The sequence below is a fragment of the Bacillus sp. B.PNR1 genome (genome assembly GCF_030386235.1).
Taxonomy (GTDB): domain Bacteria; phylum Bacillota; class Bacilli; order Bacillales; family Bacillaceae; genus Bacillus; species Bacillus stercoris.
The window spans coordinates 349,554-375,647 of record NZ_JANYMN010000001.1 but is presented as its reverse complement, the minus strand read 5'-3'; the positions used below and the strand labels follow the sequence as shown (position 1 = coordinate 375,647).

Genomic DNA, 26,094 nt, shown 5'->3' with positions numbered 1-26,094 from the left:
ATACTACATGATTCATTGTATTTCGGCAATTTATTACAAAAAGAGGCCTGCATCAAGCACAAAAAAGCCGGAGCAGTATAGCTCCGGCTTTGATTTGGCACGATGTTTTACTCTTCGTCTTCGTCCGCTAAGAATGTGTTTAGTGTTTCTTCGATCATATCCCATTCTTCGTCAGTTTCAATCGGGAATAGCTCACCGTTTTCACCGTCTTCGTTTGGCGTGAAGCTGGAAGCAAGAATTTCTACTTCTTCGTCATCTTTTGATTCGATTGGATAGTACAATACATAAGACTTGCCAAACTCTTCGTTTTCAAATGTAAACAGCACTTCACAAAGCTGTTCATTTCCTTGCTCGTCAACAATTGTAATATTTTTTTCGCCGTGTTCCATTTTTTTCACCTCTGGCTCTAATTTAAGCTGTCGAGATATCCTTGTAAAATCATGACAGCCGCCATCTTATCAATGACTTTTTTTCGTTTTTGCCTGCTTACGTCAGCTGCAATCAGCATTTTTTCAGCCGCCATTGTGGTAAGACGCTCGTCCCACAGCACAACAGGAACATTGTACGTTGTTTCAAGCACTTTAGCAAATGTTTGGCTGGCTTCGCCTCTCGGGCCGACTGTTCCGTTCATGTTCTTAGGAAAGCCGAGCACGATTTTATCTATAGTATAGTCCTTTATCAGTTCAGATAAACGAGATAAACCATAATCGCCTTCCGCTTCATTTATCTTTATGGTCTCAATGCCTTGAGCAGTCCAGCCCATTTCATCGCTCAGAGCTACACCGAGTGTTTTGGTTCCTAAATCGAGTCCTAATATTCTCATTCTTTATTTACGCCTCTTTATGCTGTTCTAAATAAGACTTCACCAATTCCTCGATTAATTCGTCTCTTTCAAGTTTGCGAATTAAATTGCGAGCGTCACGATGCCTAGGAATATAAGCGGGATCACCTGACAGCAAGTATCCGACAATCTGGTTGATTGGATTGTAGCCCTTTTCCTGAAGCGCGTCATACACAGTAATCAGCACCTCATTTACGTTAGTCTCAGCAGAATCATCGGAGAAATTAAATTTCATCGTTTTATCAAACGAGCTCACCGTTTTGCACCTCTTTCCCAAATTCGCAGGCAAAGTTCAGCCTGGGGTCCTAATCTTACCATCATTCTACACTACATGGGCGAATTATAAAACGGATTTCACCCAATCTTCTACAGAAGCCAAAGCTGCTTCTAATTTTTCCGGCTGTTTGCCGCCTGCCTGCGCCATGTCCGGACGGCCTCCGCCGCCTCCGCCGCAAACTTCCGCAGCTTGTTTAACCAGCTTGCCGGCATGAAGGCCTTTCTCAATAAGGTCCTTTGTGACTCCGGCAGAAATATTTACTTTATCGTTTTGTACCGCACCAAGCACAATCACCGCAGAGCCAATCTTTGCTTTGAGTTCATCAACCATTGTGCGGAGATGGTTCATGTCTTTTGCATTAACTTTTTCCGCAAGCACGTTTACGCCGCCAACTTCTTTTACTTTCGACAGGATCGCTCCTGCTTCCACGTTGCCTAGTTTCGCAAGAAGAGATTCATTTTCTCTTTGTGCTTCCTTCAGCTCAGCCTGCAGAGCCGCGACCCGTTTCGGCACCTCTTTGATATTTGTTTTCAGCTCGTCAGCAGTCTGCTTCAATACAGAAATCTGGCTGTTCATTTCGACGTAAGCGCCTTGCCCCGTCACAGCTTCAATCCGTCTTGTGCCTGCCCCGATTCCAGATTCAGAAACGATTTTAAACAAGCCGATTTCTGCTGTATTTCTGACATGGCAGCCGCCGCACAGCTCTAAACTGTAATCCCCAACTTGAACGACACGGACAATATCGCCATATTTTTCGCCGAACAGAGCCATCGCACCCATTTCTTTTGCCTCAGCGATCGGTTTCAAATCAATATTGACCGGGATGCTCGCCCAAATTTTTTCGTTTACGATTCTTTCAATTTGGTCAAGCTCTTCTTTTGTCACTTGGCCAAAGTGTGAGAAGTCAAAACGAAGACGGTTTTCAGTTACAAGAGAGCCCGCCTGATTGACATGAGTTCCAAGAACATCTTTTAGAGCCTGATGCAATAAATGCGTTGCCGTGTGGTTTTTAATGACGCCGCTTCTCATATGGTCTTCAACTTCAGCAGTAACATGCAAGCCTTTTTGAACAGTACCGCTCTCCACAACACCTTCATGCACATGCTGGCCGTTCGGCGCTTTTTGGACATCTTTAATTCTCACAACTGCCTGCTCGCTGCGGAGATAGCCTTTGTCGCCGATTTGACCGCCGCTTTCTGCATAGAACGGTGTTTCATCAAGAATGAATTGAATGCTTTCGCCTTCATGAGCCTCTTCGATTAATTGGCCGTCCTGAAGAAGCACAATGACATTGGCATCAGCTTTGGTTTGAGAATAGCCGACAAATGTACTTTCATCGGTCACGTCGCGCAATGCGCCGCCCTGCACCTGCATGCTGCCGACATCCTGGCGGGCGTTTCTTGCCCGTTCACGCTGCTGGTTCATTTCTTCCTCAAAGCCTTCATGGTCAACCGTCATGTTCTCGTCTTCTGCGTATTCTTCAGTCAGTTCAACCGGGAATCCATACGTATCATACAGTTTAAACACATCAGCACCTGAGATGACGCTGCTGCCCTTGTCTTTTTCTTTTTTGATCATTTCTGACAGGATCGCAAGCCCTTCATTAAGGGTCTCATGGAATCGTTCTTCCTCGGTTTTAATGACTTTTGCGATGAAATCCGCTTTTTCTTTTACTTCAGGATAGAAATCAGCCATGATTTCTGCGACAACCGGCACTAAATCAAACATGAACGGACGGTGGATGTTGATCGTTTTGGCATAACGGACGGCACGGCGCAATAAGCGTCTTAATACATAGCCGCGGCCTTCATTTGACGGCAGCGCCCCGTCACTGACAGCAAAGGCAACTGTTCTGATATGGTCGGCAATCACTTTAAACGCAGTGTCCTTCACATTGTCTTTGCCGTATGTTTCACCAGAAATCGATTCTGTTGCTTTTATGATCGGAACAAACAAATCGGTATCAAAGTTTGTCGGAACATTCTGGATGACAGATACCATTCTTTCAAGTCCCATGCCTGTATCAATGTTCTTCTTCGGAAGCGGTGTGTACGTGCCGTCAGGGTTATGGTTGAACTCTGAGAACACAAGGTTCCATACTTCTAAGTAACGGTCGTTTTCTCCGCCTGGGTAAAGCTCCGGATCTTCTGGATCATTACCATATGCTTCACCGCGGTCGTAGAAAATCTCCGTGTTCGGTCCGCTCGGCCCTTCACCGATATCCCAGAAGTTCCCTTCCAGACGGATGATTCTTTCTTCAGGAATACCGATTTTTTTCGCCCAAAACTCATACGCTTCTTCATCTTCAGGATGAACCGTAACAGAAAGAAGCTCTTTGTCGAAGCCGATCCACTTATCGCTCGTTAAAAACTCCCAAGCCCATGTAATGGCTTCTTCTTTGAAATAATCGCCGATGGAAAAGTTTCCGAGCATTTCAAAGAAAGTATGATGGCGCGCAGTTTTACCTACGTTTTCTATATCGTTTGTTCTGATCGCTTTTTGAGCGTTTACGATTCTAGGATTTTCCGGAACAACACGGCCGTCAAAATATTTTTTCAGCGTCGCAACACCGCTGTTGATCCAAAGCAGTGAGGGATCTTCATGAGGCACTAATGACGCGCTTGGCTCTACCGCATGCCCTTTTTCTTTAAAGAAATCCAAAAACATTTGACGCACTTCCGCAGAAGTTAAGTGTTTCATTGTATTTCCTCCTCTATAAAAATCGAAATTCTCTTCAGTGACAGCAAAAAAGCCCTCCCCCTATGCAAACCAACGTTTACACAGGGACGAGAGCTGTCTCGCGGTACCACCCTGATTACGGGCTTCATTCGCCCGTCACCTTAAACCCTGTAACGCAGGATGTGCGGCAGTGATTAACTGCACTCAGGATTAGCTTCCTCCGATCTTCTGCTAAAGCTCCTTTCAGCTTATGGAGCTTCTCTCTTTAACAGGGCTTCGGCGTACTCAGATCCGTCACTCGAGATTCGTATGTATTCTACGAGAAATTATAGACAAGCGGCACGCCAATGTCAATGCTCTGTCCTCATTCGCAAAAAATGGATCATCATCACTTTTAAAACAGCCGTCGCAGGAACAGCCAGAATCATCCCGACGATTCCCGCAAGCTCCCCTCCGGCGAGGAGCGCAAGCATGATTACGACCGGATGCATTTTAAGGCTTCTGCCGACAATGAACGGACTAAGGATATTGCCTTCCATAAACTGCAGAATAAACACCGTAATCACCACAACAAGAACCGCCTTCACTGAGATTGTCATCGCAATTAACAATGCAGGAACAGCTCCAATGAAAGGGCCAAAATACGGAATGACATTCGTGATCCCAGAGATAAGGCCGAGTATCAGCGGATACGGAAGCCCAAATACCCAGAACGTAAAGCCAGCAATCACGCCGAGAATCAGGCAGACCAAAAGCTGCCCGCGGATGTAATCTCCAAGAGAGTCATCCACATCGCGCAAAAAGGCGCTGCCTCGCTTTCTCCACGACTTCGGAGTCAGGTACCATACCGTCTTTTTCATTAGCTCAATGTCCTTTACCATATAAAATACAAGAAAAGGGATCGTTGCCGCAATTAAGAAATAATCAAGCACGTTTCGGATTCCGCTGATCGCACCCTCGATCGTTCCAGCAAAAAACGCCTCCGTCTGGCTGATCATTTTATCTATACGGTGATGCATACCATCAGGCCAATCATCCGTATGATTATGCACATGAAGAAGGAGCACGTTATACGTTTCGGCAAACATCGGTATATTTTCTGACAACTCCGTCAGCTGCACGATGAGAACAGGCACCCCCTTATACAGCGCCCAGCCAATCCCGCCAAAAAAAAGAACATAAATAACCAAGATGCTCAAAGTCCTAGGCAATCCTTTGCCATGCAGCCATTCTGTGACCGGAAGCAATAAATAAGATATAAAAATGGAAATAATCAAGGGAATAAAGATCGTTTTTATGACGTACCAAAAGGGTGTCCATAACATATCAAGCATAAAAAAGACGTAGACTGTTAACAGAACCAGCAAACAAATGGCCACCCATAACAAAAGCTGCACCGGTTTTTGAAGCATCTGCTTTCACCTCACCTATATCTTTTGAGGTTTACACAGAATTATTCTTTTATGTTTTCAGCCAGTCCTAAGTCGTGGACATTTTTTCAGATCGTTTAGTGTGTTTTTAAATCCGCTATGCTATCTGAAATTACAGAAGCGGCTGATAGAAGCGTCGTGCTCCACCGGGCTGAGCTACACTGACTTTGTTCTTCATGCCGCAAGCGCTTCGCTGCATGGTTCCGCCCATTAGATACATCGCTTGCTGTTGTGATTGCTTAGCTTTGCCCGAACTGATCAGACGGCGGTTATTTTTTTCGATTTACTTACGGCGCCTTATGTATGTGGCAGTCAATTACTCCCTTTCAGTCCGGCAAATATAGAAAAGGATACTCTTTAGAGAGTATCCTTTTTGCATTAAAACATTTTCATCATTCTTCTTCTCATCCGCTTCATGCTTCGATTATTCAGCATGTCAGATTGAGTCGCCATTCGGTACACGAGAGCTCCGGCTCCCATTGCCAAAAGAGAAGTCATCGTCCGATTCATCCTGCGCATCTCCTTTCATGATTAAAAATTGATGCTGCGTTCATCCTCAGAAAACAAATCATCCAAGCTGCTTAACGTTCCGTCTTCTTCCACCTGATGAGTTGCAATCTTCCCTTTCGCCACAGTCAGCTCAATAAAACAGCCCCAGCAATAATATTGGTTCACGCCGATTTTCCCGATATCCTTACTTTTGCAATTCGGGCATATAAGCATATCTCACACCTCTATCCGTTCAGAACGATCTCGTCTTTCCGCACCTCGACAAGCGAATCCGCTCTTTGGATCTGGCGCTTGCTTCCCGCCAGGTCAGAAAAGAAACCGTCCGAGAGTTCATATGCTACGATTATGCCCCTGTCCAAACAAAAGTATACATCTTCCAGCATCCCCAATATATCCCCCTCTTGCGATTTCACAAGCTTCATTTTCATCTGTTCGTATGTGAAGCATGATTTCGGAAGAGGCAGAAGCTGTTCTGAACTGACCGAAGCCAATATGCGGTCATCAAGAACGGAAGAGATATCACACGCTCGTAATAGCGCATGATGATGATGCAAAAACCGTTTTTGTGCAAGAATAAACCCGAGACAATCTCCCTGCAGAGAAAAACAAATATCAGAAATTGCCCCGAGATAACAAGAAGTTCGTTCTGAGTATACTGGGAATCCTTCTACTTCATGGCATGTTCTCAAAGTGTGATCAACCACCTTTTGTTGAACAGGCTTAGGTTTTGCTTTGCGCCTTAGACTCATACGATGAAATCAATTCCACTGCAAATGAAAAAACTCCCGCTTACACGGGAGCATGTTTACAGCTGTTCTTCTTTCATAAAATCAAATGGTGTAATGCCTTCCATGCCAATGTTGGCGTCGTGTACGCTGAATGGGAGCTCTTTTTGGAGAGCCTCAAGCTCGGCATCCATTTCCTCAACCTGTACGGACAGCCTGTTTTTTAAGGAGGTCTGTCTGACAGTTGCATCATTATTTTTCACGCCCCACTCCAGCGCCTCCTCTTCCCCGCATAAAATGAGAAATTTCTTCGCTCTTGTAATCGCGGTATAAAGAAGGTTTCTTCTGAGCATTCTATAGTAGCCTTTCACAACAGGCAAAACCACAATCGGAAATTCACTTCCCTGCGATTTATGAATAGAACAGCAATACGCATGGGTAAATTGATTAAAATCTTTTTTCGTAAACGTCATTTCATTGCCATCAAAAGAAACGACGGCCATGTCTTCTTTTTCTGTATTTTCCTTTGCATAAAATATCGACGTAATTTCGCCAATATCTCCGTTGAATACATTGTTTTCCGGCTGATTGACAAGCTGCAAAATTTTATCTCCGGTTCTGTAGACAACATCCCCGAACTTCAATTCTCTCCGTTTTTCTTTAGGAGGATTTAAAATATCCTGCAGCATCACATTCAACTCATTGATGCCGGCTTTTCCTCTGTACATCGGAGCGAGGACCTGAATGTCCTTTGCCGTATAGCCTTTTTTCAATGCATTGGCGACAACCTTTTCAACAACTTCTTTAATTTGCGAGCCTCCGCAGCGAATAAAGGATCGGTCCTTTGTGGGGGCAGTCAAATTGTTCGGCAGCAATCCATTTTTCATCTGGTGGGCAAGCTCGACGATTGATGACCCCTCAGCCTGGCGGTAGATGTCTGTCAGTCTCACCGTGGGAATCACCTGGGATGCCAGTAGGTCTCTCAGCACTTGGCCCGGACCTACAGAAGGCAGCTGGTCTTCGTCTCCGACAATGATGATTTGGATATGATCAGGGATCGCCTTGAACAGATGGTTCGCCAGCCATATATCAAGCATGCTGGCTTCATCGATTATTAACAGCTTCCCTTCAATCGGCTCATCCTCTGTATGGGAAAAGCCTTCAGCGCCGTTCCAGCCAAGCAGCCTGTGTATCGTGACTGCAGGAAGTCCCGTTGATTCACTCATTCGTTTTGCTGCTCTCCCTGTCGGAGCGGCCAAAACAATCGGAAAAGCTTCATCCTTTTTATAAGCTGACGGGTCTAGTGACACACCGTGAAGCTCTCCGTAGAGTTCGACAATCCCTCTGATAACCGTCGTTTTCCCTGTTCCCGGTCCGCCTGTTAAAAGAAGCATCGGCGAGGAAAGGGCTTTTTGAATCGCTTCCTTCTGGCTGGGGGCATACTGAACGTTCATCCGTTCTTCCAATTCCCCCAAAGCGAGCAAAAACTCTGATTCGGGAAACTGGTTCTCATATTCGGTTTGGCTTGCGATATGTTTTACACGCTTTGCAACGTTTTGTTCGGCGTAAAACAGCGATGGGAAATAACAGCGTCCATCTTCTATGACAATGTCTTTATTTTCTCCAAGAGCAATAATCGCGTTAGCGGCATCCATTTCTGTGATGCGCTGATCTTCCTTTGCTGACTGGTTTAACAGTGATTGGGTGTCGATGATCAGCTGCTCCGTTTCTATGTACGTGTGCCCCTCTGACAGACAAGTCGTTTCAAGCGTGTACAGAATCGCAGCTTTTACCCGCTCAGGATGGTTACCCGAAAGACCCATTCTGCCGCCCAGCTCATCCGCTTTCCCAAACCCGATGCCTTCTACGTCCTTCACAAGCTGATAAGGATTTTCTTGAATTTTTTCAAGCGTCTCGGATTCATAGGCTTGATAGATTTTCATGGACAGCTGCGGGCCAAAGCCAAACTGGTTCAGGGAAATCATGATTTGCTCCAGCCCCTGATGCCGCTGCAAGGCACCGGCCAGCGTGTCTGCTTTCTTTTTTGAGAGCCTCGGAACATCATAAAGCACTGAAGCGTCAGCCAATATTTTGTTAATGGCGCTGTCGCCCAGCTTTTTCACAATTTCTTCAGCTGTTTTTTTGCCGATTCCCTCGAATAAATCACTCGATAAATATTGTATGATGCCTTCCTTAGTCGTCGGTATCTCTTTTTTGAAATGCTCCGCTTGAAATTGGAGCCCGAATTTCGGGTGTGTTACGATCTTTCCGTAAAACGTGTAGGTCTCTTCTTCTTGAAGCGCAGGGAAGTAGCCCGTCACGGATACGGCTTTATCTTCTATGGCTTCGGAGGTCTCTGTGACTTTCACTTTCAGAACCGTATATAAATTGGTGTCATTATGATAGATGACTGTGTTAACTGTCCCTTTTAAATAGGGCTCTTCCTCCAGTTTAAGCTGATCCGGATGCTGCTGCACGAGCTGTCCCTCCTCCTGTGCCTGTTATGATGGGTCGATCAGTTTTTTAGCATGAAGCGCAAGCATATGATCTGGCTGGATATCGATCGCCTTGTCCAGCATTTCCAGCGCTTTTTCTCGGTTTTCTTTATAAGCATAAGCGACACCGGCATTATAAAATGCATCTGCATGCCCGGGATCTTGCTCTGTTACAGCTGAGAACTGGCTGAGCGCTTCGTCCAGCATGCCCTCATTGGCTAAGCACATCCCGAATTGAAAGCGTGCTTCCGTATCGTTTTCATTCAGCTCAACCGCTCTTTGTAAATATGGCAGTGCAAGCTTAGGCTGTTCGAGCTTGACAAGAACCGTTCCGAGCATGTAAAACAGGTCGCCGTTTTCCATCCCCGCACGAAGCGCTTTTTCAAACATGTCTTTCGCTTCTTTGTACATTTCTTTTACAACATAGACATTTCCTGCTCCATAATAAGCAGTGGCTGCGCTATTGTCTAATTCAAGCGCTTTATCATAAAACGCAAGCGCCCGTTCCAGCTCGTTTACGGATGAAAGCAGGTTGGCAAAATTGATATACGGAATCGCGTCTTCTTTATTTTCTTCAATCGCTTTTGTAAATGCCTCTGCCGCTTTCTCGTAATCGCCTTCCTGCATCGCCTCTATACCGAGTTGATTATAATCCACCGATCATCTTCCTTTCACTAAAAAACCCCAACTCAGTGTTGAGGTTTTTCATCTTTTATACGTACCACAATTTTGTTCCGTCTTTGTACACATCATCAATTGTCCCGCCGCCAAGGCATTCTTCACCGTCATAGAAGACAACGGCTTGTCCCGGCGTTACAGCTCTGACTTGTTCATCAAAGATGACTTCCGCTTCACCTTCGCCAGTCATGCGCACCGTCACTTTATGATCTTCTTGACGGTAACGGAATTTAGCCGTGCAGGAAATCTCTTCGCCCTTCATGATATCCGAACGTACCCAGCTGATATTTGTTGCTGTGATTTTGTCGGAATATAAAAGCGGGTTATGGAACCCTTGATCTACGTAGAGGATGTTCTTTTCAAGATCTTTCCCTACCGCAAACCACGGCTCGCCGCTTCCGCCGATGCCAAGGCCGTGACGCTGTCCGATCGTGTAGTACATCAACCCGTCGTGGCGGCCTTTAACTTCGCCGTCCATCGTCATCATATCGCCCGGCTGCGCAGGGAGATATTGGCTGAGAAACGTTTTAAAGTTACGCTCGCCGATAAAGCAGATGCCTGTACTGTCTTTTTTCGTCGCCGTTGCAAGTTCTGCTTCTTTGGCGATTTCACGCACACGGCTTTTTTGAAGTTCGCCGATCGGGAACATGACTTTGCTCAGCGTATCTTCTGTCAGCTGATTCAAGAAGTACGTTTGATCCTTGTTTTCATCAATGCCGCGCAGCATTCTGACTTTTCCACCGCTTCTGTCTACTCTTGCATAGTGGCCAGTCGCTAAATAGTCAGCGCCAAGTGACAATGCATGCTCCAAAAAGGCCTTGAATTTAATTTCTTTGTTGCACAGTACATCCGGGTTTGGTGTTCTGCCTGCTTTATATTCATCAAGGAAGTATTGGAATACCTTCTCATAATATTGCTTTTCAAAGTTTACGGCATAATACGGGATTCCGATTTGGTTGCAGACGCGGATCACATCTTCATAATCCTCTGTCGCCGTGCAAAAACCGTTTTCGTCCGTGTCATCCCAGTTTTTCATAAAGATTCCGATTACATCATAGCCCTGTTCTTTTAACAGCAGGGCCGCCACAGATGAGTCTACTCCGCCGGACATGCCGACGACGACTCTTGTATCCTCCGGCCGTTTTTCCATTTCATTCACTCCAATAACTAAGCCACCTTATTGTGTCAGTCGTTTGACAACGTCGGCCACATGTTTGGCAGCAGTTTTCACTTGCTCAGCCGTATTGCCGAGACCGAAGCTGATTCGAATAGAGGACGTCAGCCTGTCACTCTCTTCCCCGAACATAGCAGTCAGAACATGTGACGGCAGGACTGAACCGGCCGTGCACGCTGAACCGCTTGAGACAGCGACACCCGCCATATCAAGATTGACCAGCAGCGCTTCCACTGACACACCGGGGAAATAAAGATTCAAAACATGCGGCAGACTATGCTCTTTGTCCCCGTTGATCTCGAATGCCACACCTGCATCTTTAAGCGTGTCGGCAAAGATTGCTTTAAACGATTGATACTTCTCGTTTTTTTCGTCCCGTTCTTCACTTGACAGCTTAATCGCTTCTTTCAGCCCGACAATGCCCGAAACATTTTCTGTTCCGGCACGGCGTTTTCTTTCTTGCTCTCCTCCGAATAATAGCGGTGAAAGCTTCACATCTTTACTCGCATATAAAAAGCCTGTCCCTTTTGGCCCGTTGAGCTTGTGCCCAGAAACAGACAGAAGATCAATATGGCTGTTTTTCACATCAATTGGCAGCAACCCGAACGCCTGAACAGCATCGGTATGAAAATACGCTTTGTGTTCCTTCAGCAGCTCACCGATTTCATCGATCGGCTGCACTGTTCCGACTTCATTATTTCCATACATCACTGTCACAAGGATTGTATCATCACGCAGTGCTTCTTTCACCTGTTTTGCACTGACTCTTCCATTTTGGTCAACGTCCAGATACGTTATGTCAAATCCGTCTTCCTCAAGTTTTTCACATGTGTGAAGCACAGCATGATGTTCAATTTTTGTCGTGATGATATGTCTGCCCAGATCTTTACGTGCAAGCGCGGTTCCCATAATCGCCAAGTTATCAGCTTCCGTGCCCCCGCTTGTAAAAATGATCTCCTGCTCTGCCGCTCCGATTTCTGCTGCGATCTGCGCTCTTGCTTCATCCACCCATTTTCGAGATTCTCTGCCAAATGAGTGAATACTGGATGGATTACCGAAACTTCCTGAAAAATGCGGTATCATTTTTTCCAGCACGCGCTCATCCATCGGAGATGTTGCGGCATGATCTAAATAAATCCGTTCCATAATGTTTACACCTCTGATCTAAATATAGAACATATAAGCTTCTTGCTCTCCGTCTGTATAGCTGGAAAGATCCTCTAATGTTGTACTGTCTAAAACCTCTTTTACAGCGTCTCGGATGCGAATCCAAAGTTCACGCTTGGCAGGCTCCTCATCTTCCAGCACTTCAACAGGGCTGATCGGCCCCTCTAGCACACGGATAATATCTCCCGCCGTAATGGCATCCGGCTCACTGCCTAATACATATCCGCCATATGCGCCTCTGATGCTTTTCACTAAACCGGCATTACGGAGCGGCGATACCAGCTGCTCCAAATAATGCTCGGACAAATTATTCGTCTGTGCGATGCTTTTTAATGAAGTCGGGCCCTCACCATGCTTTTTTGCAAGCTCGATCATAATGGTGAGCCCGTATCTTCCCTTAGTTGATATTTTCAACATGAACACCTCTGTTATTTCATGATTTTTCACATTTATAATGGTAATTTCTATATGTTTCGTCCGTTTATTATCTAATAGACCAACTGTTATTATAACATACCTTCAGCGAATTTTCATTGAGGCAAAAGGAAACGGGCCTTTCCCCTTTTCTAATGTACGGTTTTCCGTTACCCTGTAATTAAGTAAGGAGAGATGATAGATGAAGCCATTGGCATATCGAATGCGTCCGACAAAAATAGAGGATATTATCGGCCAGCAGCATTTGGTGGCTGAAGATAAAATTATCGGCAGAATGGTCCAGGCAAAACATTTGTCATCCATGATTTTGTACGGGCCGCCCGGAATTGGAAAAACATCAATCGCCACAGCAATCGCCGGTTCAACAAGTATTGCTTTTCGAAAGCTGAATGCTGTCATTAACAATAAAAAAGATATGGAAATCGTCGCCCAGGAAGCCAAAATGTCAGGCCAGGTGATTTTGATTCTGGATGAAGTCCACAGGCTGGATAAAGGAAAACAAGATTTTCTATTGCCCTATTTAGAAAATGGGATGATCATTTTGATCGGAGCAACCACGGCTAACCCGTATCATGCCATTAATCCGGCGATCAGAAGCCGGACCCAGATTTTTGAGCTTGAGCCGTTAACACCTGAACTGATCAAACAAGCGCTGGAAAGGGCCCTTCATGACGAACATCGAGGCCTCGGCACATATTCTGTAACCATTGATAACCAGGCGATGGAGCATTTTGCTCACGGATGCGGAGGAGATGTCCGCTCCGCTTTAAATGCACTTGAGCTGGCCGTGTTGTCAACGAAGGAGTCAGCAGACGGTGTGATTCATATTACATTAGACACTGCGGAAGAATGTCTGCAGAAAAAGAGCTTTTCTCACGATAAAGATGGTGACGCGCATTATGATGTGCTGTCCGCTTTTCAAAAATCGATCCGCGGCTCTGATGCCAACGCTGCTCTTCACTATTTGGCAAGATTAATTGAAGCCGGTGATCTGGAGAGCATCGCAAGACGCCTGCTCGTCATCGCCTATGAAGATATCGGCTTAGCAAGCCCGCAAGCCGGTCCGAGAGTGCTGCACGCTATTCAGACCGCTGAGCGAGTCGGTTTTCCCGAAGCGCGAATCCCGCTGGCCAACGCAGTCATTGAGCTTTGCCTCTCACCGAAATCAAACTCAGCCATTCTGGCAATTGATGAGGCTCTGGCTGATATCAGAGCCGGAAAAATCGGTGATGTACCGAAGCATTTAAAGGACGCGCATTATAAAGGAGCTCAGGAATTAGGAAGAGGAATCGACTATAAATACCCGCACAATTACGACAATGGATGGGTCGAACAGCAATATCTCCCTGATCCTTTAAAGAATAAGCAATACTACAAGCCGAAACAGACAGGAAAGTTCGAATCCGCCTTAAAGCAGGTGTACGACAAATTAATGAAAAGAAAATAAAAACAGCCTTGCTCTTCAAGGCTGTTTTTATGCGTTATTTATCCTTTACGCGTTTGATTTCAATGTCTTTCAAAAGATCCATGACAACATGTCCACCCATAATCAAGCCTGCGACTGACGGCACAAACGCATTAGAGGATGGCGGCATTTTCGCTTTACGGATTTTCGCTTCGTCATTTCCCACTTCTTTTCTGACATCTTCCCGAATGACAATCGGGCTTTCATCAGAAAAAATCACTTGAACGCCTTTTTTGATGCCCTCTTTGCGTAATCTCGTACGGACGACCTTCGCAATTGGATCAGTGTGCGTTTTTGAAATATCTGCGATTTGGAAGCGTGTCGGGTCCGTTTTGTTCGCGGCACCCATGCTGGAAATGAGCGGAATATCCCGTTTCAGACATTCTTTCATTAAATGGATTTTATAATGAATCGTGTCTGACGCGTCAATGACATAGTCGAGATTATAGTCAAAAAATTGCTCGTACGTTTCTTCCGTATAGAACATTTTTAACGCGATCACTTCGCACTCCGGATTAATGTCAGCGATCCGCTCCTTCATTAAATCAACTTTCGGCTGTCCGACAGTTGAAAGCAGCGCGTGAAGCTGACGGTTTACATTTGTAATATCCACATCATCTTTGTCGACAAGCAGAATGCGGCCGACGCCTGACCGCGCGAGCGCTTCCGCCGCGAACGATCCGACTCCGCCAACCCCAAGTACAGCCACCGTGCTGTTTTTCAGCGTTTCAAGGCCTTCTTTTCCGATAGCTAATTCATTGCGTGAAAACTGGTGTAACAAGAACCTCACTCCACATTCGTATTCTGGTTTCATCTATAAAATGGCTGATTCATGGGCAGCCGTTTTTCTGCGCACAAAAAATAAAGTCCCAATAGTGCCGTTGCAGCTTTCCTTTGTTTTGAACCCGCTCTCAGCAGGTGGGTGCCCTCTTTTAAATCTTGTAAGTCCTCTTTACCGAATGAAAAGAGGCATGTACGCCATTTAAAAATGCGGGCTCCCAAATCAAAAAAATGTTCGGTCAAAACTAGGTGTACAACTAACACATCAGGACTTTATTTAACTTGTCAAAATCATATCACAGACGATTTTGATTTTCAAGAATCGAACTGCACATTCAGTTCTTAACTTTTTTCTTGATAGAAAGATGAAGCTCATCAAGCTGAGCATCGCTTACTTCGCCTGGCGCTTCTGTCATCAAGCAGCTTGCGCTTGCCGTTTTCGGAAATGCAATCGTATCTCTCAGGTTCGTACGTCCAGCTAGAAGCATAACGAGACGGTCTAAGCCGAGTGCGATTCCGCCGTGCGGAGGAGCGCCGTATTCAAATGCTTCCAGCAGGAATCCGAACTGTTCAGCCGCTTCTTCTGGTGAGAAGCCGAGAAGCGCAAACATTTTTTCCTGAATATCCTTTTCGAAAATACGGATTGAACCGCCGCCAAGCTCATAGCCGTTTAAAACGAGGTCATAGGCTTGTGCTTTCATGTCTTCAGGCGCTGTTTCAATCAGCTCAAGGTCTTCGCGGACAGGCATTGTGAACGGATGGTGCGCTGCGTAAAAACGGCCTTCTTCCGGATCATGCTCTAATAGCGGCCAGTCGATGACCCATAAGAAATTGAACAATTTTTCGTCAATCAGTCCGCGTTCTTTCCCAAGCTTTAAGCGCAGGGCGCCGAGTGATGCGGCCACAACTTCGAATTGATCCGCTCCGAACAGCAGCAAATCACCTTCAGCAGCATCAAGTGCTTCAATCAGCTTAGACTGCTTTTCTTCATCAAAGAATTTAGCGATCGGGCCTTTCACTCCGTCTGCCTCAACTTTCACCCAGGCAAGCCCTTTTGCCCCGTAGTTTGCAGCAAAAGCGCCAAGAGCGTCGATGTCTTTTCGGGAGTAGTCGCCAGCACCGTCTTTTACGTTGATGGCTTTGACCACGCCGCCGTTTGCTACAGCTGATGAGAACACTTTAAATTCCGTATCCTTTACAATGTCAGACACATCCGTCAATAGCATGTTAAAACGCGTATCCGGTTTATCAGAACCGTACTTGTTCATTGCTTCGTCATACGTCATTCGAGGGAGAGGAAGCTTAAGTTCCACACCTTTTGTTTCACGCATAACCTTTGCCATCATCTCCTCAGCCAATGACATAATGTCTTCCTGGCTCATAAAGGACATTTCAATATCAATTTGCGTAAACTCAGGCTGGCGGTCCGCGCGCAAGTCTTCATCGCGGAAACAGCGGGCAATTTGATAATATCGTTCAATGCCTGATACCATCAGAAGCTGTTTAAATAGCTGCGGGGACTGCGGCAGCGCGTAGAACTCACCTTCATGCACACGGCTCGGCACCAAGTAGTCACGTGCGCCTTCAGGCGTGCTTCCTGTTAAAATCGGCGTTTCAATATCAAGAAACCCGTTTTCATCTAAAAAGCTGCGAACAGCTTTCGTCACGTTATGGCGCAGCTGCATCGTCTGGAACATAGCTGGTCTGCGCAAATCTAAGTAACGGTGTTTTAAACGAACATCCTCTGATACGTCTTCTGCTTGATCAGAAATCGCAAATGGAGGTGTCTTTGCAGCATTTAATACGTTCACTCCATCAGCATGTATTTCGATCGCGCCTGTTTTCAAATTCGGATTAACTGTTCCCTCTTCACGCGCCACCACTTTTCCTTGAATATCAAGCACGTATTCATTTCTGATGCCTTCCGCAATAGCAAGCGCTTCTTTTGACACATCAGGGTTAAAAACGACTTGAACAATTCCCGTACGGTCACGCAAGTCAATAAAAATCAATCCGCCGAGGTCCCGTCTTTTTTGGACCCAGCCTTTCAGCGTTACAGATTCACCGATTGCTTGTTCAGTTATTTCACCGCAATAATATGTTCTACCAAACAATGTGTTCCACTCCTTATCCCTTTTGGTTTGCCTTCATTACATGTATAAATTCATCAAGTGCCACTTCAATCTGTTCGCCCGTCTGTGCATCCTTTACATTGATTTTGTTTTGGGCCAGCTCATCTTCACCCAAAATCGCAATAAATCTCGCATTCAAGCGGTCAGCTGTTTTAAACTGGCCTTTCATTTTCTTATTTTCATAATCGATTTCACTGGAAATGCCTGCTTCTCTCAGTTTGTACACCAATGAAACAGAATAATCCTTTGCTTTTTCGCCGAGTGTGACGATATAGCAGTCGATTCCCTTATCAACAGGCAGCTCTCTTTTTTCAGCATCAATTGCGGCAAGCAGGCGTTCGATGCTCATCGCAAATCCGATGCCCGGTGCTTCAGGCCCTCCGATCTGTTCGACAAGTCCGTCGTAGCGTCCGCCGCCGGCAAGTGTCGTAATCGCGCCGAAGCCCTCCGCATTGCTCATAATTTCAAATGCGGTGTGGTTGTAATAATCCAGCCCCCTCACAAGGTTCGGATCAATTTCATACAAAATGCCAAGATCGTTTAAGTATTGTTTCACTTTCTCAAAATAAGCGGCTGATTCTTCATTTAAATATGTCAAAATCGAAGGTGCCGATTTCATAAGCTCATGATCACGGTCTTTTTTGCAGTCCAAAATTCTAAGCGGATTTGTGTGCAGCCGTGACTGGCAGTCTGAACAAAATTCTTCGATGCGAGGCTCGAAGTGTTTCACGAGCGCTTCTCTGTAGCTTTTGCGGCTAGCTTGATCGCCGAGGCTGTTTATGACAAGCTTAACGTTTTCTAAACCTGCTTTTTCATAAATACTCATCGCAAGCGCCATCACTTCAGCGTCTATTGCTGGGTCTTTCGAGCCAATCGCTTCAATTCCAAACTGATAAAACTGGCGGTAACGGCCCGTCTGAGGACGTTCATAACGGAACATCGGCCCTACATAATAAAGCTTTGTCGGCTGTACAGGATTCGCGAACAGCTTGTTTTCATTAAAAGCGCGAACCGCCGCAGCTGTTCCCTCCGGACGAAGCGTCAGGCTTCTGCCTTTGCGGTCCTCGAAGGTATACATTTCTTTTTGTACGATATCTGTTGATTCTCCGACACCTCTGGCAAACAGTTCTGTATGCTCAAAAATCGGTGTGCGGATTTCTTTATATTGATAAGTGCGGCAAGTGTCTCTCATAATTTGTTCAACAAACTGCCAGCGATCTGATTCTCCAGGCAGAATATCCTGTGTTCCTCTTGGAATGTTATATCCCATAAGTAGACCTCCTTATGTATTCCTTTTAAAATATACAATTGTCGTTCATGATGAAAATGAAAAAAACTCCCGCCCCTACTATACATGATAGTAGGGACGAGAGTTATACCCGTGGTGCCACCCTAGTTGGAATATGTTCATATTCCCGCTCGATCCTTTAACGCAGGTTCACGTTCGCTGCCTAATGGCGTTATTCACGCGTTCAGCAGGAAACCTCCGGAGTGTTGTTTCGAGAAAGACGCAATGGGATCCGCTTTCAGCCTGGGGCGGGTTCCTCTCTAGCCATGCAATCTGACCTACTCTTCTCCATTATTGGTTCAAATCTTTCATCATTTGCTATGTACTCAATTTCTATTATAATAATGGGATTGGGGTTCTCTGTCAAGCTTTATTCCGGTTGTTTTTCCTCAGCGCTGCTTCTTTGGACATAAGACCAAATTCAGATGCTGTTTCCGTTAGATAACCAGTCGTATCGGGATCTGCGTGATCGCTGTAATGCAGATTTGCTTCACCGTCTTGAAATGCCCGTCCCATTTTTGGATGATATTTCATGATTTGCACACCTTTTTGATTGTATTTACGCTTAGTATAAACAAATCATTTTATTTTTATTTAAAAATCAGAAAGGACTTTACGATATTAAACAAGAATGCTTTTTTAATGATCATCTGAAAGGAGGACACAATGAGCAAGAAATACTTTGTCCTTATTGTATGTATTATTTTCACCGGAGCGCTTTTCCCGACATTTTCATCCGTTACAGCCGCTCAAGGAGAAGCAGTCATCGCAACAAATGAAATGAACGTCAGAAGCGGCCCGGGGCTTAGCTACGGCATTACAGCGGAAGTAAAAAAGGGAGAACGCTATCCCATTTTAAAGGAAGATGGGGACTGGGTGCAGATCCAGCTTGGTTCCGGAGAAAAGGGCTGGGTAGTCTCCTGGCTAATTACAAAGGAAAACCAGGCCAGCACAAGCTCTTCAGGAAGCAGTGACACTGTGACATCAACAGACCCCGATCTGCGGATGAGAACCGGCCCGGGTACTTCATACGAAGTCATCGGCAAATTCCCGCAAGGCAGCCAAGCATCTGTCATTGATAAAGATTCGGGCTGGATCAAGATTTCCTATCAAAATGCCACCGGATGGGTGTCATCTGAGTATGTCACGTCAGGAGGCAGCAGTTCAGCATCTAATGAGAGTGACCAAACCGAGGATTCCGGTGCGTCAACCACGGGCACAGTCGGTGTTTCTTCACTAAATGTAAGAGCCTCCGCCTCACATGACGCGGCAATTATAACAAAACTTGACCGCGGAACGAAACTGACGGTTCTCAACGAGAAAAATGGCTGGGCTCACATTGAGGTGAATGGGCTGAAAGGCTGGGTTGCAAGCCATTACCTTTTGACTAATTCTGATCCAGCTGAGAATTCGGCAAATGCAGGCAGTTCGTCCTCCGCTAAAAAAGCCTATATTATGTACGGAGGAACGAATCTAAGAAGCGATGCGTCAACATCAGCTTCGATCGTTGAGCGTGCTGCCAAAGGAGATTCATACGCCATTACCGGTTCAAAGGGAAACTGGTATGAAATCAAACTTGATAACGGGCAGACTGCTTATGTAGCCAATTGGGTAGTCCAAACATCTAAAAGCGCAGAAGAAGCAGGTGAACCGCCAGTCTCTGATTCTCCGTCTGGAAACGGCTCTCTCAACAATAAAACGATTATTGTTGACCCGGGACACGGAGGAAAAGACAGCGGAACGATCGGGTATTCGGGGAAATTCGAGAAAAACCTGACGATCAAAACGGCAAAACTGCTCGCCAGCAAACTTAGATCGGCTGGGGCAGATGTGTATGTGACACGCCAGGATGATACCTTTGTCAGCCTGCAGTCACGGGTCTCCACGTCTCACTATCGCAACGCTGACGCCTTTATCAGCATTCACTATGACAGCTATGCGGATACCTCTACAAGAGGCAGTACTGCTTACTACTACAGCCCTGCCAAAGATCAGGAACTCGCATCAGATGTACACTCTGAAGTGGTAAAGCGGTCTTCCATTCCAGATCGCGGCGTGTTATTCGGGGATTATTATGTGCTCCGGGAAAACAGACAGCCCGCTATGCTGTATGAGCTGGGATATGTAAGCCATCCGCAGGAAGAAGCCATTGTACATAGCAATTCATACCAAGAAAAAGTAACAGATGGGATCGAAAGCGGATTAGAGAAGTACTTCCAATAAAAAAAGCTGCCTCTTGGCAGCTTTTTTTATTTTGAATCCATTATAAGCGTGACCGGTCCGGAATTTGTAAGCTGAACATCCATCATGGCTCCAAACGTTCCGGTCTCTATTTTGATTCCTTTTTCACGAAGCAGGTCATTCCATTTTTCATAAAGACCTAAAGCGTTATCAGGTTTGGCCGCATTCATGTAGTTCGGCCGGCGCCCTTTTTTCGTATCTCCATAAAGCGTAAATTGTGAGACAGATAAAATTTCTCCTCCTATATCTAAAAGAGACAGATTCATTTTTCCTTCACTGTCATCGAAAATACGGAGATTGACAACTTTATCGGCTAAATAAGCTGCATCCTCTTCTGTGTCATCGTGAGTGATGCCGACCAGCACCATGAGGCCTTGTCCAATTTTGCCGACGACCTCTTCGTCCACTGTAACGCTTGCTTCTGTTACTCGCTGAACAACTAATCTCATTTTCTAACCCCTTTAGTTCATGACGCGGCGCACAGAGTAGATATCTCTAATCTGTTTAATACGCTCGACGACTTTGTGCAAGTGATTGATGTTCTGAATAAAAATCGCCATATGAATGGTTGCCACTTTATTGCGATCCGATTTGCCAGAGACAGATGAAATATTTGTTTTTGTTTCGTTCACTGCCTGAAGCACCTCGTTCAGCAATCCGCGACGGTCGTACCCAAGAATCTCTATCTCAACATTGTATTCCTTGCGCTTTTGAACCTGTGACTCATGTTCCCACTCTACCGGGATCAGCCGCTCTTGGGCTTCATTCGTTTTGACATTCGGACAATCTTCGCGATGGACCGAAACCCCTCTGCCTTTTGTGATAAAGCCGACAATATCATCACCCGGCACAGGATTGCAGCATTTTGATAAACGGACAAGGAGGTTGTCGATGCCCTTGACGCGAACACCAGCTTCCCGTTTTCTTCCTTGAGGGTATGGCTTAGGTTCCCCGGTGACTTCCTGAACGATCTTTTCCTGTTCTTCCTGATCGCGCTGTTTTCTCTCTTTTTCTGTTAGGCGGTTTGCCACCTGGAGAGCTGTAATGCCGTTGTAGCCGACCGCTGCGTACATATCTTCTTCATTTGAGAAATTAAATTTGTCAGCAACTTTTTGAATATTCTCCGGTGTTAAGACATCCTTCAATTCAAAATCCAGGTTTTTTATTTCTTTTTCGACCAGTTCACGGCCTTTTTCGACATTTTCTTCACGTCGCTGTTTCTTAAAGAATTGACGGATCTTATGCTTCGCTTGGGATGTTTGGGCAAGCTTCACCCAATCCTGGCTCGGACCATAGGAATGCTTAGAAGTGAGAATTTCAACGATATCACCTGTCCGAAGCTTATGGTCAAGCGTAACCATTTTTCCGTTCACTTTGGCACCGATTGTTTTATTACCGATTTCAGAGTGAATCCGGTAAGAAAAATCAATCGGAACAGAACCGGACGGAAGTTCGATTACATCTCCTTTTGGCGTAAAGACATACACCATGTCAGAAAACAAATCAATTTTGAGCGATTCCATAAATTCTTCTGCATCTGTCGATTCATTTTGAAATTCTAAAATTTCACGGAACCAAGAAAGCTTTTTCTCAAAGGTTGCGCCTTCATTGGCTGCTTTCCCTTCTTTATAAGCCCAGTGAGCCGCAACCCCGTATTCAGCGATTTCATGCATTTCGAAGGTGCGGATCTGCACTTCCAGCGGATCGCCTTTAGGGCCGATAACCGTTGTATGAAGCGATTGATACATATTCGGCTTCGGCATTGCGATATAATCTTTGAATCTTCCGGGCATCGGTTTCCAGCATGTGTGAATGATGCCGAGCACCGCGTAGCAGTCCTTTATGCTATTCACAAGAATACGGACAGCCAGCAAATCGTAAATTTCATTAAATTGCTTATTTTGCAGCACCATTTTTCGATAAATGCTGTAAATATGTTTCGGACGTCCCGAGAAGTCAGCCTTGATATTCACTTCTTCGACACGTTTCTTCACTTCATTGACAACCTCATCGACATAGAGCTCACGTTCTGCGCGTTTCTTCTTCATGAGGTTGACAATTCTGTAATATTGCTGAGGATTCAAATAACGGAGCGCCGTATCTTCCAATTCCCATTTAATTTTTGAAATCCCGAGACGATGCGCCAAAGGAGCAAAAATTTCCAGCGTTTCATTGGAGATTCTTCGCTGTTTTTCTTGAGGCAGATGTTTCAGTGTCCGCATATTGTGAAGACGATCCGCCAGCTTGATCAATATGACCCTGATATCTTGAGCCATAGCGACAAACATTTTGCGATGATTTTCCGCCTGCTGTTCCTCTTGAGATTTATATTTAATTTTGCCGAGTTTTGTTACGCCGTCTACAAGCATTGCCACTTCTTCGGAAAATGCTTCTTTCAGGTCATCGAGCGTCACATCTGTATCTTCCACCACATCGTGCAAAAATCCGCCCGCAATTGTGGAAGGGTCCATTTCAAGATCGACGAGAATCCCCGCAACCTGAATCGGATGAATAATATATGGCTCGCCCGATTTGCGGTATTGCTCGCGGTGAGCATCTTCAGCGTACAGATATGCTTTTTCGACAAATGCGATATGCTCATCAGATAGATAGCTTCGCGCTTTATCAATAACTTGCTCGGCAGTCAATACTTGTTCGTTCGCCATGGAATCACCTTTTTTAAAATGTAAACTGTATTGTAGTTTATTATCAAGAAAAAAACGAAAGATGTAAAGAGCAGAAGTTCAATTAGCCAAATATTATATAAAATAAATGCAAAACAATAGGAAAAAAGCACCCTGACATGGAGTGCTTTTTTCGTTATGCGATTATCCTTAGTATTTCATTAATGTTAAGATGTCATAATCTTCCAACTTATCTCTGCCGTCAAGGTAAGAAAGCTCGATTAAGAAAGCGATACCAGCAACAACGCCGCCAAGTTCTTCAACAAGTTTGATTGTCGCTTCAATTGTGCCGCCTGTCGCAAGCAGGTCATCTGTAATAAGCACACGCTGACCAGGCTTAATCGCATCTTTGTGGATCGTTAATACGTCTTTTCCGTATTCCAAGCCATAATCCACTTTGATTACTTCACGAGGCAATTTGCCTTCTTTGCGGACCGGCGCAAAACCTACGCCAAGCGCGTAAGCAACGGGACAGCCGATAATAAAGCCGCGCGCTTCAGGGCCAACGACCAAATCGATTTGCTTTTCTTTCGCATATTCAACAATTTGATCTGTGGCATAGCGGTATACATCGCCTTTATCCATCAGTGTTGTAATATCTTTAAATTGCACGCCCTCTTTCGGGTAATCCGGTACAATTGTTACGTATTGTTTTAAATCCATCTGTTTTATGTCCTCCTCGTACTTTCATAAGCCTCTGAATCTTGTTTCATCAGCTTATTCAGCCATTCCTTCAGCTCTTCAGCAGAAGAATAATTCAGCTTTTGATCCAGTTCCATCAGCTGCTGTTTCACCTGATATGTTTGTGAGTCTGTTAAGTCGCGTTTCTTTGCTCCGCTCACAACAGACAGCACACCATTCTCTATTTTAACAAAACCGAGATCAAAAAACACCTTTGTCATGAAATTGATTGTTTCAACGGGCCAGCCTTTATGTTTTGCAAGCTCTGAACCGTGTTTTTTCACATCAAAAGCGCCTCTTTTCAGCAAGAACGCATAATACCATTTAAAGTGGTCTCTTGCGGGAAAAGTCGATAAAAAGTGGTCCTCATGATTGAGAAAAATAAAATATATCCGCTCAGGCGCCTTTCCTTCCAGCAAACGTGCGAGCATGTCCAACGAAGGCGGCGGATCCAGCAATACAATATATGCACCATCGAGGTCAAACGCCTTTGCTTGATCTTCTGAGCTGATGACCTGCACTTCTTGACGAAGGCCTTCAGTTTGAAGAAGTGTTGTTGAGTCTTCTTTGAAAGAGACAATGGCCCGTTTAGCAGATGGAAGGGCGGAAACTGTATCTTCCCACGTCCGTTTTCCCCTTAAATCAAACAGCTGCCATTCAGAAACAGCGGCATCCTTTATCATAAGCTGCGGTTTTTTCCGATTGTTCCATTCGTTGATTGACATCTCACCGACAATGGAAATTCTTGATCCCGGTACGATGCCTTCTTCGAGCTCGCCTTTATTAAAACCGACGCAATCAAGCTGAGACGACTCATTTTTAATCGTCATTTTGACATGAGTTTTATTTGCCCCTATCTTGCGGACATCTTCCAGTACTGCGTTTTCTACGAGAACGTGCGGTTTCGGGTTCAGCATGCCAAAAGGAGAAAGCATGTTCATTTCTGTGATGCTTTCAACTGTAATGTCCTCGACGCTGCAGACAAGGTCGACTTCCTGTACAGGAACAAAATCCTCTTCCGTAAGCGTATTGTCCGCTATTTCATTCAGCCTGCTTCGCAAATCCGACACATCTTCGGCTTTCAGCGTCATCCCCGCCGCCATTGGATGGCCGCCGAAATGAGGAAGAATATCCCTGCATTCAGAAAGGCTCTCAAATAAATTAAATCCCCTGATGCTTCGGGCCGAACCTTTAGCGATCCCCTTTTCTTCATCAATGCCAAGCACAATAGCAGGGCGATAGAAACGGTCCACAAGCTTTGAGGCCACAATCCCGACGACTCCCGGGTTCCATCCGGCTTTTGCCACGACAATTGCAGTTTGATCGAGCCCTTGCCGTTCAACCATTTCAATCGCTTCATCCGTCATTTTACTGACCATTTTTTGGCGCTCTTTGTTCAGCTGGTCAATTTCTGCGGCAAGCTCTTCCGCTTCAAACGAATCCTCTGACATAAGCAAATGAACAGCGGGATCCGCCTGTTCGATTCTTCCGACGGCATTCAGCCTTGGTGCGAGCTGAAATCCGACTGTTTCTTCGTTCGCTTCTCCGATGTCTCCGCCTGACAGCTTAATCAGCTCTTTTAAGCCGAGCCGATTTGTCCGTCGAAGCCTTTCAAGTCCTAGTGTTGCAATTAATCTGTTTTCGTCATGCAGCGGGACAAGATCAGCAATGGTGCCGATTGCCGCCAGGTCAAGCAGTTCATCCGGAAGTTCACCCAATAAAGCATGGGCTAGCTTAAACGCGACTCCGACCCCTGCAAGCTCTTTAAACGGGTAAGTGCAGCCCGGCTGCTTCGGGTGGACGATCGCATGGACATCCGGAAGCTCCGGTCCCGGTTCATGATGATCTGTAATGATGACATCCAGCCCGAGTTCTTTCGCCACCTTCGCTTCATGCACAGCGGCAATTCCTGTATCAACCGTAATGATCAAAGAGAAGCCCCGTTCTTTAATCGAACGAAACGCCTGTTCATTAGGTCCATAGCCTTCTTTAAAACGGTCAGGTATATAAAAATCAACTTGAGCCGATAGTTTTTGCAGCGTGTGAAGCATCACTGACGTACTGGTAACCCCATCGGCGTCATAATCGCCATATATCATAATCTGTTCTTGTTGTGAAATCGCCTGTTTTATTCGATCTGCCGCTTCTTTCATGCCTTTCATTTCAAAAGGATCATAAAAATCGGCATCCTTTGTATGTAAAAACAGCCTAGCGCTTTCTGCCGTATCAAAGCCTCTTTTTACAAGCAGGGACGCAACAAGAGGTGTTATATGCAATTGTTCTGTGAGTGATTTGACCTTATCCTGATCTGGTCGCTGGATTTCCCATCGCATTTTTGACGCTAACATAAATTCACCCCTCAACCACCCTATTATACTAGAGCAGGCTGAAGGGTTTCAAATAATATTCGAA

General features: G+C 45.4%; 23 protein-coding genes, 1 other RNA gene and 1 other annotated feature. Of the genes, 2 read left to right on the top strand and 22 right to left on the bottom strand.

Going from position 1 to position 26,094, the window contains the following annotated elements:
- Nucleotides 1-107: 107 nt before the first annotated feature.
- From NZD81_RS01950 to cymR, 13 genes are all read right to left on the bottom strand, one after another.
- A complete protein-coding gene (locus tag NZD81_RS01950; protein ID WP_014664792.1) occupies nucleotides 108-389 on the bottom strand; it encodes a DUF1292 domain-containing protein in 282 nt (93 codons plus the stop codon).
- 17 nt (nucleotides 390-406) lie between these two features.
- Nucleotides 407-823 (bottom strand): Holliday junction resolvase RuvX, encoded by a 417-nt coding sequence (ruvX, locus tag NZD81_RS01945; protein WP_003229795.1) that lies wholly within the window; start codon nucleotides 821-823, stop codon nucleotides 407-409.
- Nucleotides 824-830: 7 nt separating this feature from the next.
- Complete coding sequence (locus NZD81_RS01940) at nucleotides 831-1,097, bottom strand: IreB family regulatory phosphoprotein (protein ID WP_003225903.1); 267 nt, start codon at nucleotides 1,095-1,097, stop codon at nucleotides 831-833.
- 84 nt (nucleotides 1,098-1,181) lie between these two features.
- Nucleotides 1,182-3,818 (bottom strand): alanine--tRNA ligase, encoded by a 2,637-nt coding sequence (alaS, locus tag NZD81_RS01935; RefSeq protein ID WP_147772302.1) that lies wholly within the window; start codon nucleotides 3,816-3,818, stop codon nucleotides 1,182-1,184.
- Nucleotides 3,819-4,147: 329 nt separating this feature from the next.
- A complete protein-coding gene (locus tag NZD81_RS01930) occupies nucleotides 4,148-5,209 on the bottom strand; it encodes an AI-2E family transporter (RefSeq protein WP_289859270.1) in 1,062 nt (353 codons plus the stop codon).
- A gap of 396 nt (nucleotides 5,210-5,605) precedes the next feature.
- Nucleotides 5,606-5,737, bottom strand: a complete 132-nt coding sequence (locus NZD81_RS01925) for a DUF3918 family protein (RefSeq protein ID WP_014664797.1) — start codon at nucleotides 5,735-5,737, stop codon at nucleotides 5,606-5,608.
- Between the two features lie 21 nt (nucleotides 5,738-5,758).
- Complete coding sequence (locus NZD81_RS01920; protein WP_003225893.1) at nucleotides 5,759-5,950, bottom strand: hypothetical protein; 192 nt, start codon at nucleotides 5,948-5,950, stop codon at nucleotides 5,759-5,761.
- An 11-nt stretch (nucleotides 5,951-5,961) separates the two neighbouring features.
- Nucleotides 5,962-6,486: a PRC-barrel domain-containing protein gene (locus NZD81_RS01915; protein WP_082032957.1), complete on the bottom strand. Its 525-nt coding sequence runs from the start codon at nucleotides 6,484-6,486 to the stop codon at nucleotides 5,962-5,964.
- Nucleotides 6,487-6,542: 56 nt separating this feature from the next.
- Entirely contained in the window at nucleotides 6,543-8,939 is a 2,397-nt protein-coding gene (recD2, locus tag NZD81_RS01910) for an SF1B family DNA helicase RecD2 (RefSeq protein ID WP_071581513.1), read from the bottom strand.
- Between the two features lie 24 nt (nucleotides 8,940-8,963).
- The gene (locus NZD81_RS01905) at nucleotides 8,964-9,584 is read right to left on the bottom strand and encodes a tetratricopeptide repeat protein (RefSeq protein ID WP_206696623.1); all 621 of its coding nucleotides are present in this window, start codon (nucleotides 9,582-9,584) and stop codon (nucleotides 8,964-8,966) included.
- An 85-nt stretch (nucleotides 9,585-9,669) separates the two neighbouring features.
- Nucleotides 9,670-10,785 carry a tRNA 2-thiouridine(34) synthase MnmA gene (gene mnmA, locus NZD81_RS01900; RefSeq protein WP_004398509.1) on the bottom strand — a complete coding sequence of 372 codons (1,116 nt, stop codon included), beginning with the start codon at nucleotides 10,783-10,785 and terminating at the stop codon, nucleotides 9,670-9,672.
- Nucleotides 10,786-10,812: 27 nt separating this feature from the next.
- Nucleotides 10,813-11,955 (bottom strand): cysteine desulfurase family protein, encoded by a 1,143-nt coding sequence (locus NZD81_RS01895; RefSeq protein ID WP_289859265.1) that lies wholly within the window; start codon nucleotides 11,953-11,955, stop codon nucleotides 10,813-10,815.
- 18 nt (nucleotides 11,956-11,973) lie between these two features.
- Nucleotides 11,974-12,390, bottom strand: coding sequence for a cysteine metabolism transcriptional regulator CymR (gene cymR / locus NZD81_RS01890; protein WP_289859263.1), 417 nt, complete (start codon nucleotides 12,388-12,390; stop codon nucleotides 11,974-11,976).
- Between the two features lie 202 nt (nucleotides 12,391-12,592).
- Here cymR and NZD81_RS01885 point away from each other — a divergent pair, with 202 nt between their 5' ends.
- Nucleotides 12,593-13,858 (top strand): replication-associated recombination protein A, encoded by a 1,266-nt coding sequence (locus NZD81_RS01885; protein WP_147772305.1) that lies wholly within the window; start codon nucleotides 12,593-12,595, stop codon nucleotides 13,856-13,858.
- Nucleotides 13,859-13,892: 34 nt separating this feature from the next.
- On the opposite strand, the gene NZD81_RS01880 is transcribed toward NZD81_RS01885, so the two are convergent.
- The 5 genes from NZD81_RS01880 to NZD81_RS01860 form a co-directional block, all read right to left on the bottom strand.
- Nucleotides 13,893-14,657: a tRNA threonylcarbamoyladenosine dehydratase gene (locus NZD81_RS01880; protein ID WP_014664803.1), complete on the bottom strand. Its 765-nt coding sequence runs from the start codon at nucleotides 14,655-14,657 to the stop codon at nucleotides 13,893-13,895.
- 81 nt (nucleotides 14,658-14,738) lie between these two features.
- A non-coding RNA gene (gene ssrS, locus NZD81_RS01875) (6S RNA) lies at nucleotides 14,739-14,931 on the bottom strand.
- A 60-nt stretch (nucleotides 14,932-14,991) separates the two neighbouring features.
- Nucleotides 14,992-16,770, bottom strand: a complete 1,779-nt coding sequence (gene aspS, locus NZD81_RS01870; RefSeq protein ID WP_069149972.1) for an aspartate--tRNA ligase — start codon at nucleotides 16,768-16,770, stop codon at nucleotides 14,992-14,994.
- 13 nt (nucleotides 16,771-16,783) lie between these two features.
- Nucleotides 16,784-18,058, bottom strand: coding sequence for a histidine--tRNA ligase (hisS, locus tag NZD81_RS01865; protein ID WP_040082301.1), 1,275 nt, complete (start codon nucleotides 18,056-18,058; stop codon nucleotides 16,784-16,786).
- Nucleotides 18,059-18,147: 89 nt separating this feature from the next.
- Nucleotides 18,148-18,380 (bottom strand) — a binding site (T-box leader).
- 59 nt (nucleotides 18,381-18,439) lie between these two features.
- Nucleotides 18,440-18,610, bottom strand: a complete 171-nt coding sequence (locus NZD81_RS01860) for a YrzK family protein (RefSeq protein WP_014664807.1) — start codon at nucleotides 18,608-18,610, stop codon at nucleotides 18,440-18,442.
- A 132-nt stretch (nucleotides 18,611-18,742) separates the two neighbouring features.
- On the opposite strand from NZD81_RS01860, the gene NZD81_RS01855 reads away from it, so the two are divergent.
- A complete protein-coding gene (locus NZD81_RS01855) occupies nucleotides 18,743-20,299 on the top strand; it encodes an N-acetylmuramoyl-L-alanine amidase family protein (protein WP_282372900.1) in 1,557 nt (518 codons plus the stop codon).
- 26 nt (nucleotides 20,300-20,325) lie between these two features.
- On the opposite strand, the gene dtd is transcribed toward NZD81_RS01855, so the two are convergent.
- The 4 genes from dtd to recJ form a co-directional block, all read right to left on the bottom strand.
- On the bottom strand, nucleotides 20,326-20,766 hold the full coding sequence (gene dtd / locus NZD81_RS01850) for a D-aminoacyl-tRNA deacylase (RefSeq protein ID WP_282372902.1): 441 nt from the start codon (nucleotides 20,764-20,766) through the stop codon (nucleotides 20,326-20,328).
- A gap of 12 nt (nucleotides 20,767-20,778) precedes the next feature.
- Entirely contained in the window at nucleotides 20,779-22,983 is a 2,205-nt protein-coding gene (gene relA / locus NZD81_RS01845; RefSeq protein ID WP_003229747.1) for a GTP diphosphokinase, read from the bottom strand.
- Nucleotides 22,984-23,151: 168 nt separating this feature from the next.
- The gene (locus NZD81_RS01840; protein WP_014477521.1) at nucleotides 23,152-23,664 is read right to left on the bottom strand and encodes an adenine phosphoribosyltransferase; all 513 of its coding nucleotides are present in this window, start codon (nucleotides 23,662-23,664) and stop codon (nucleotides 23,152-23,154) included.
- A 5-nt stretch (nucleotides 23,665-23,669) separates the two neighbouring features.
- A complete protein-coding gene (gene recJ, locus NZD81_RS01835) occupies nucleotides 23,670-26,030 on the bottom strand; it encodes a single-stranded-DNA-specific exonuclease RecJ (protein WP_289859260.1) in 2,361 nt (786 codons plus the stop codon).
- Between the last annotated feature and the right edge of the window lie 64 nt (nucleotides 26,031-26,094).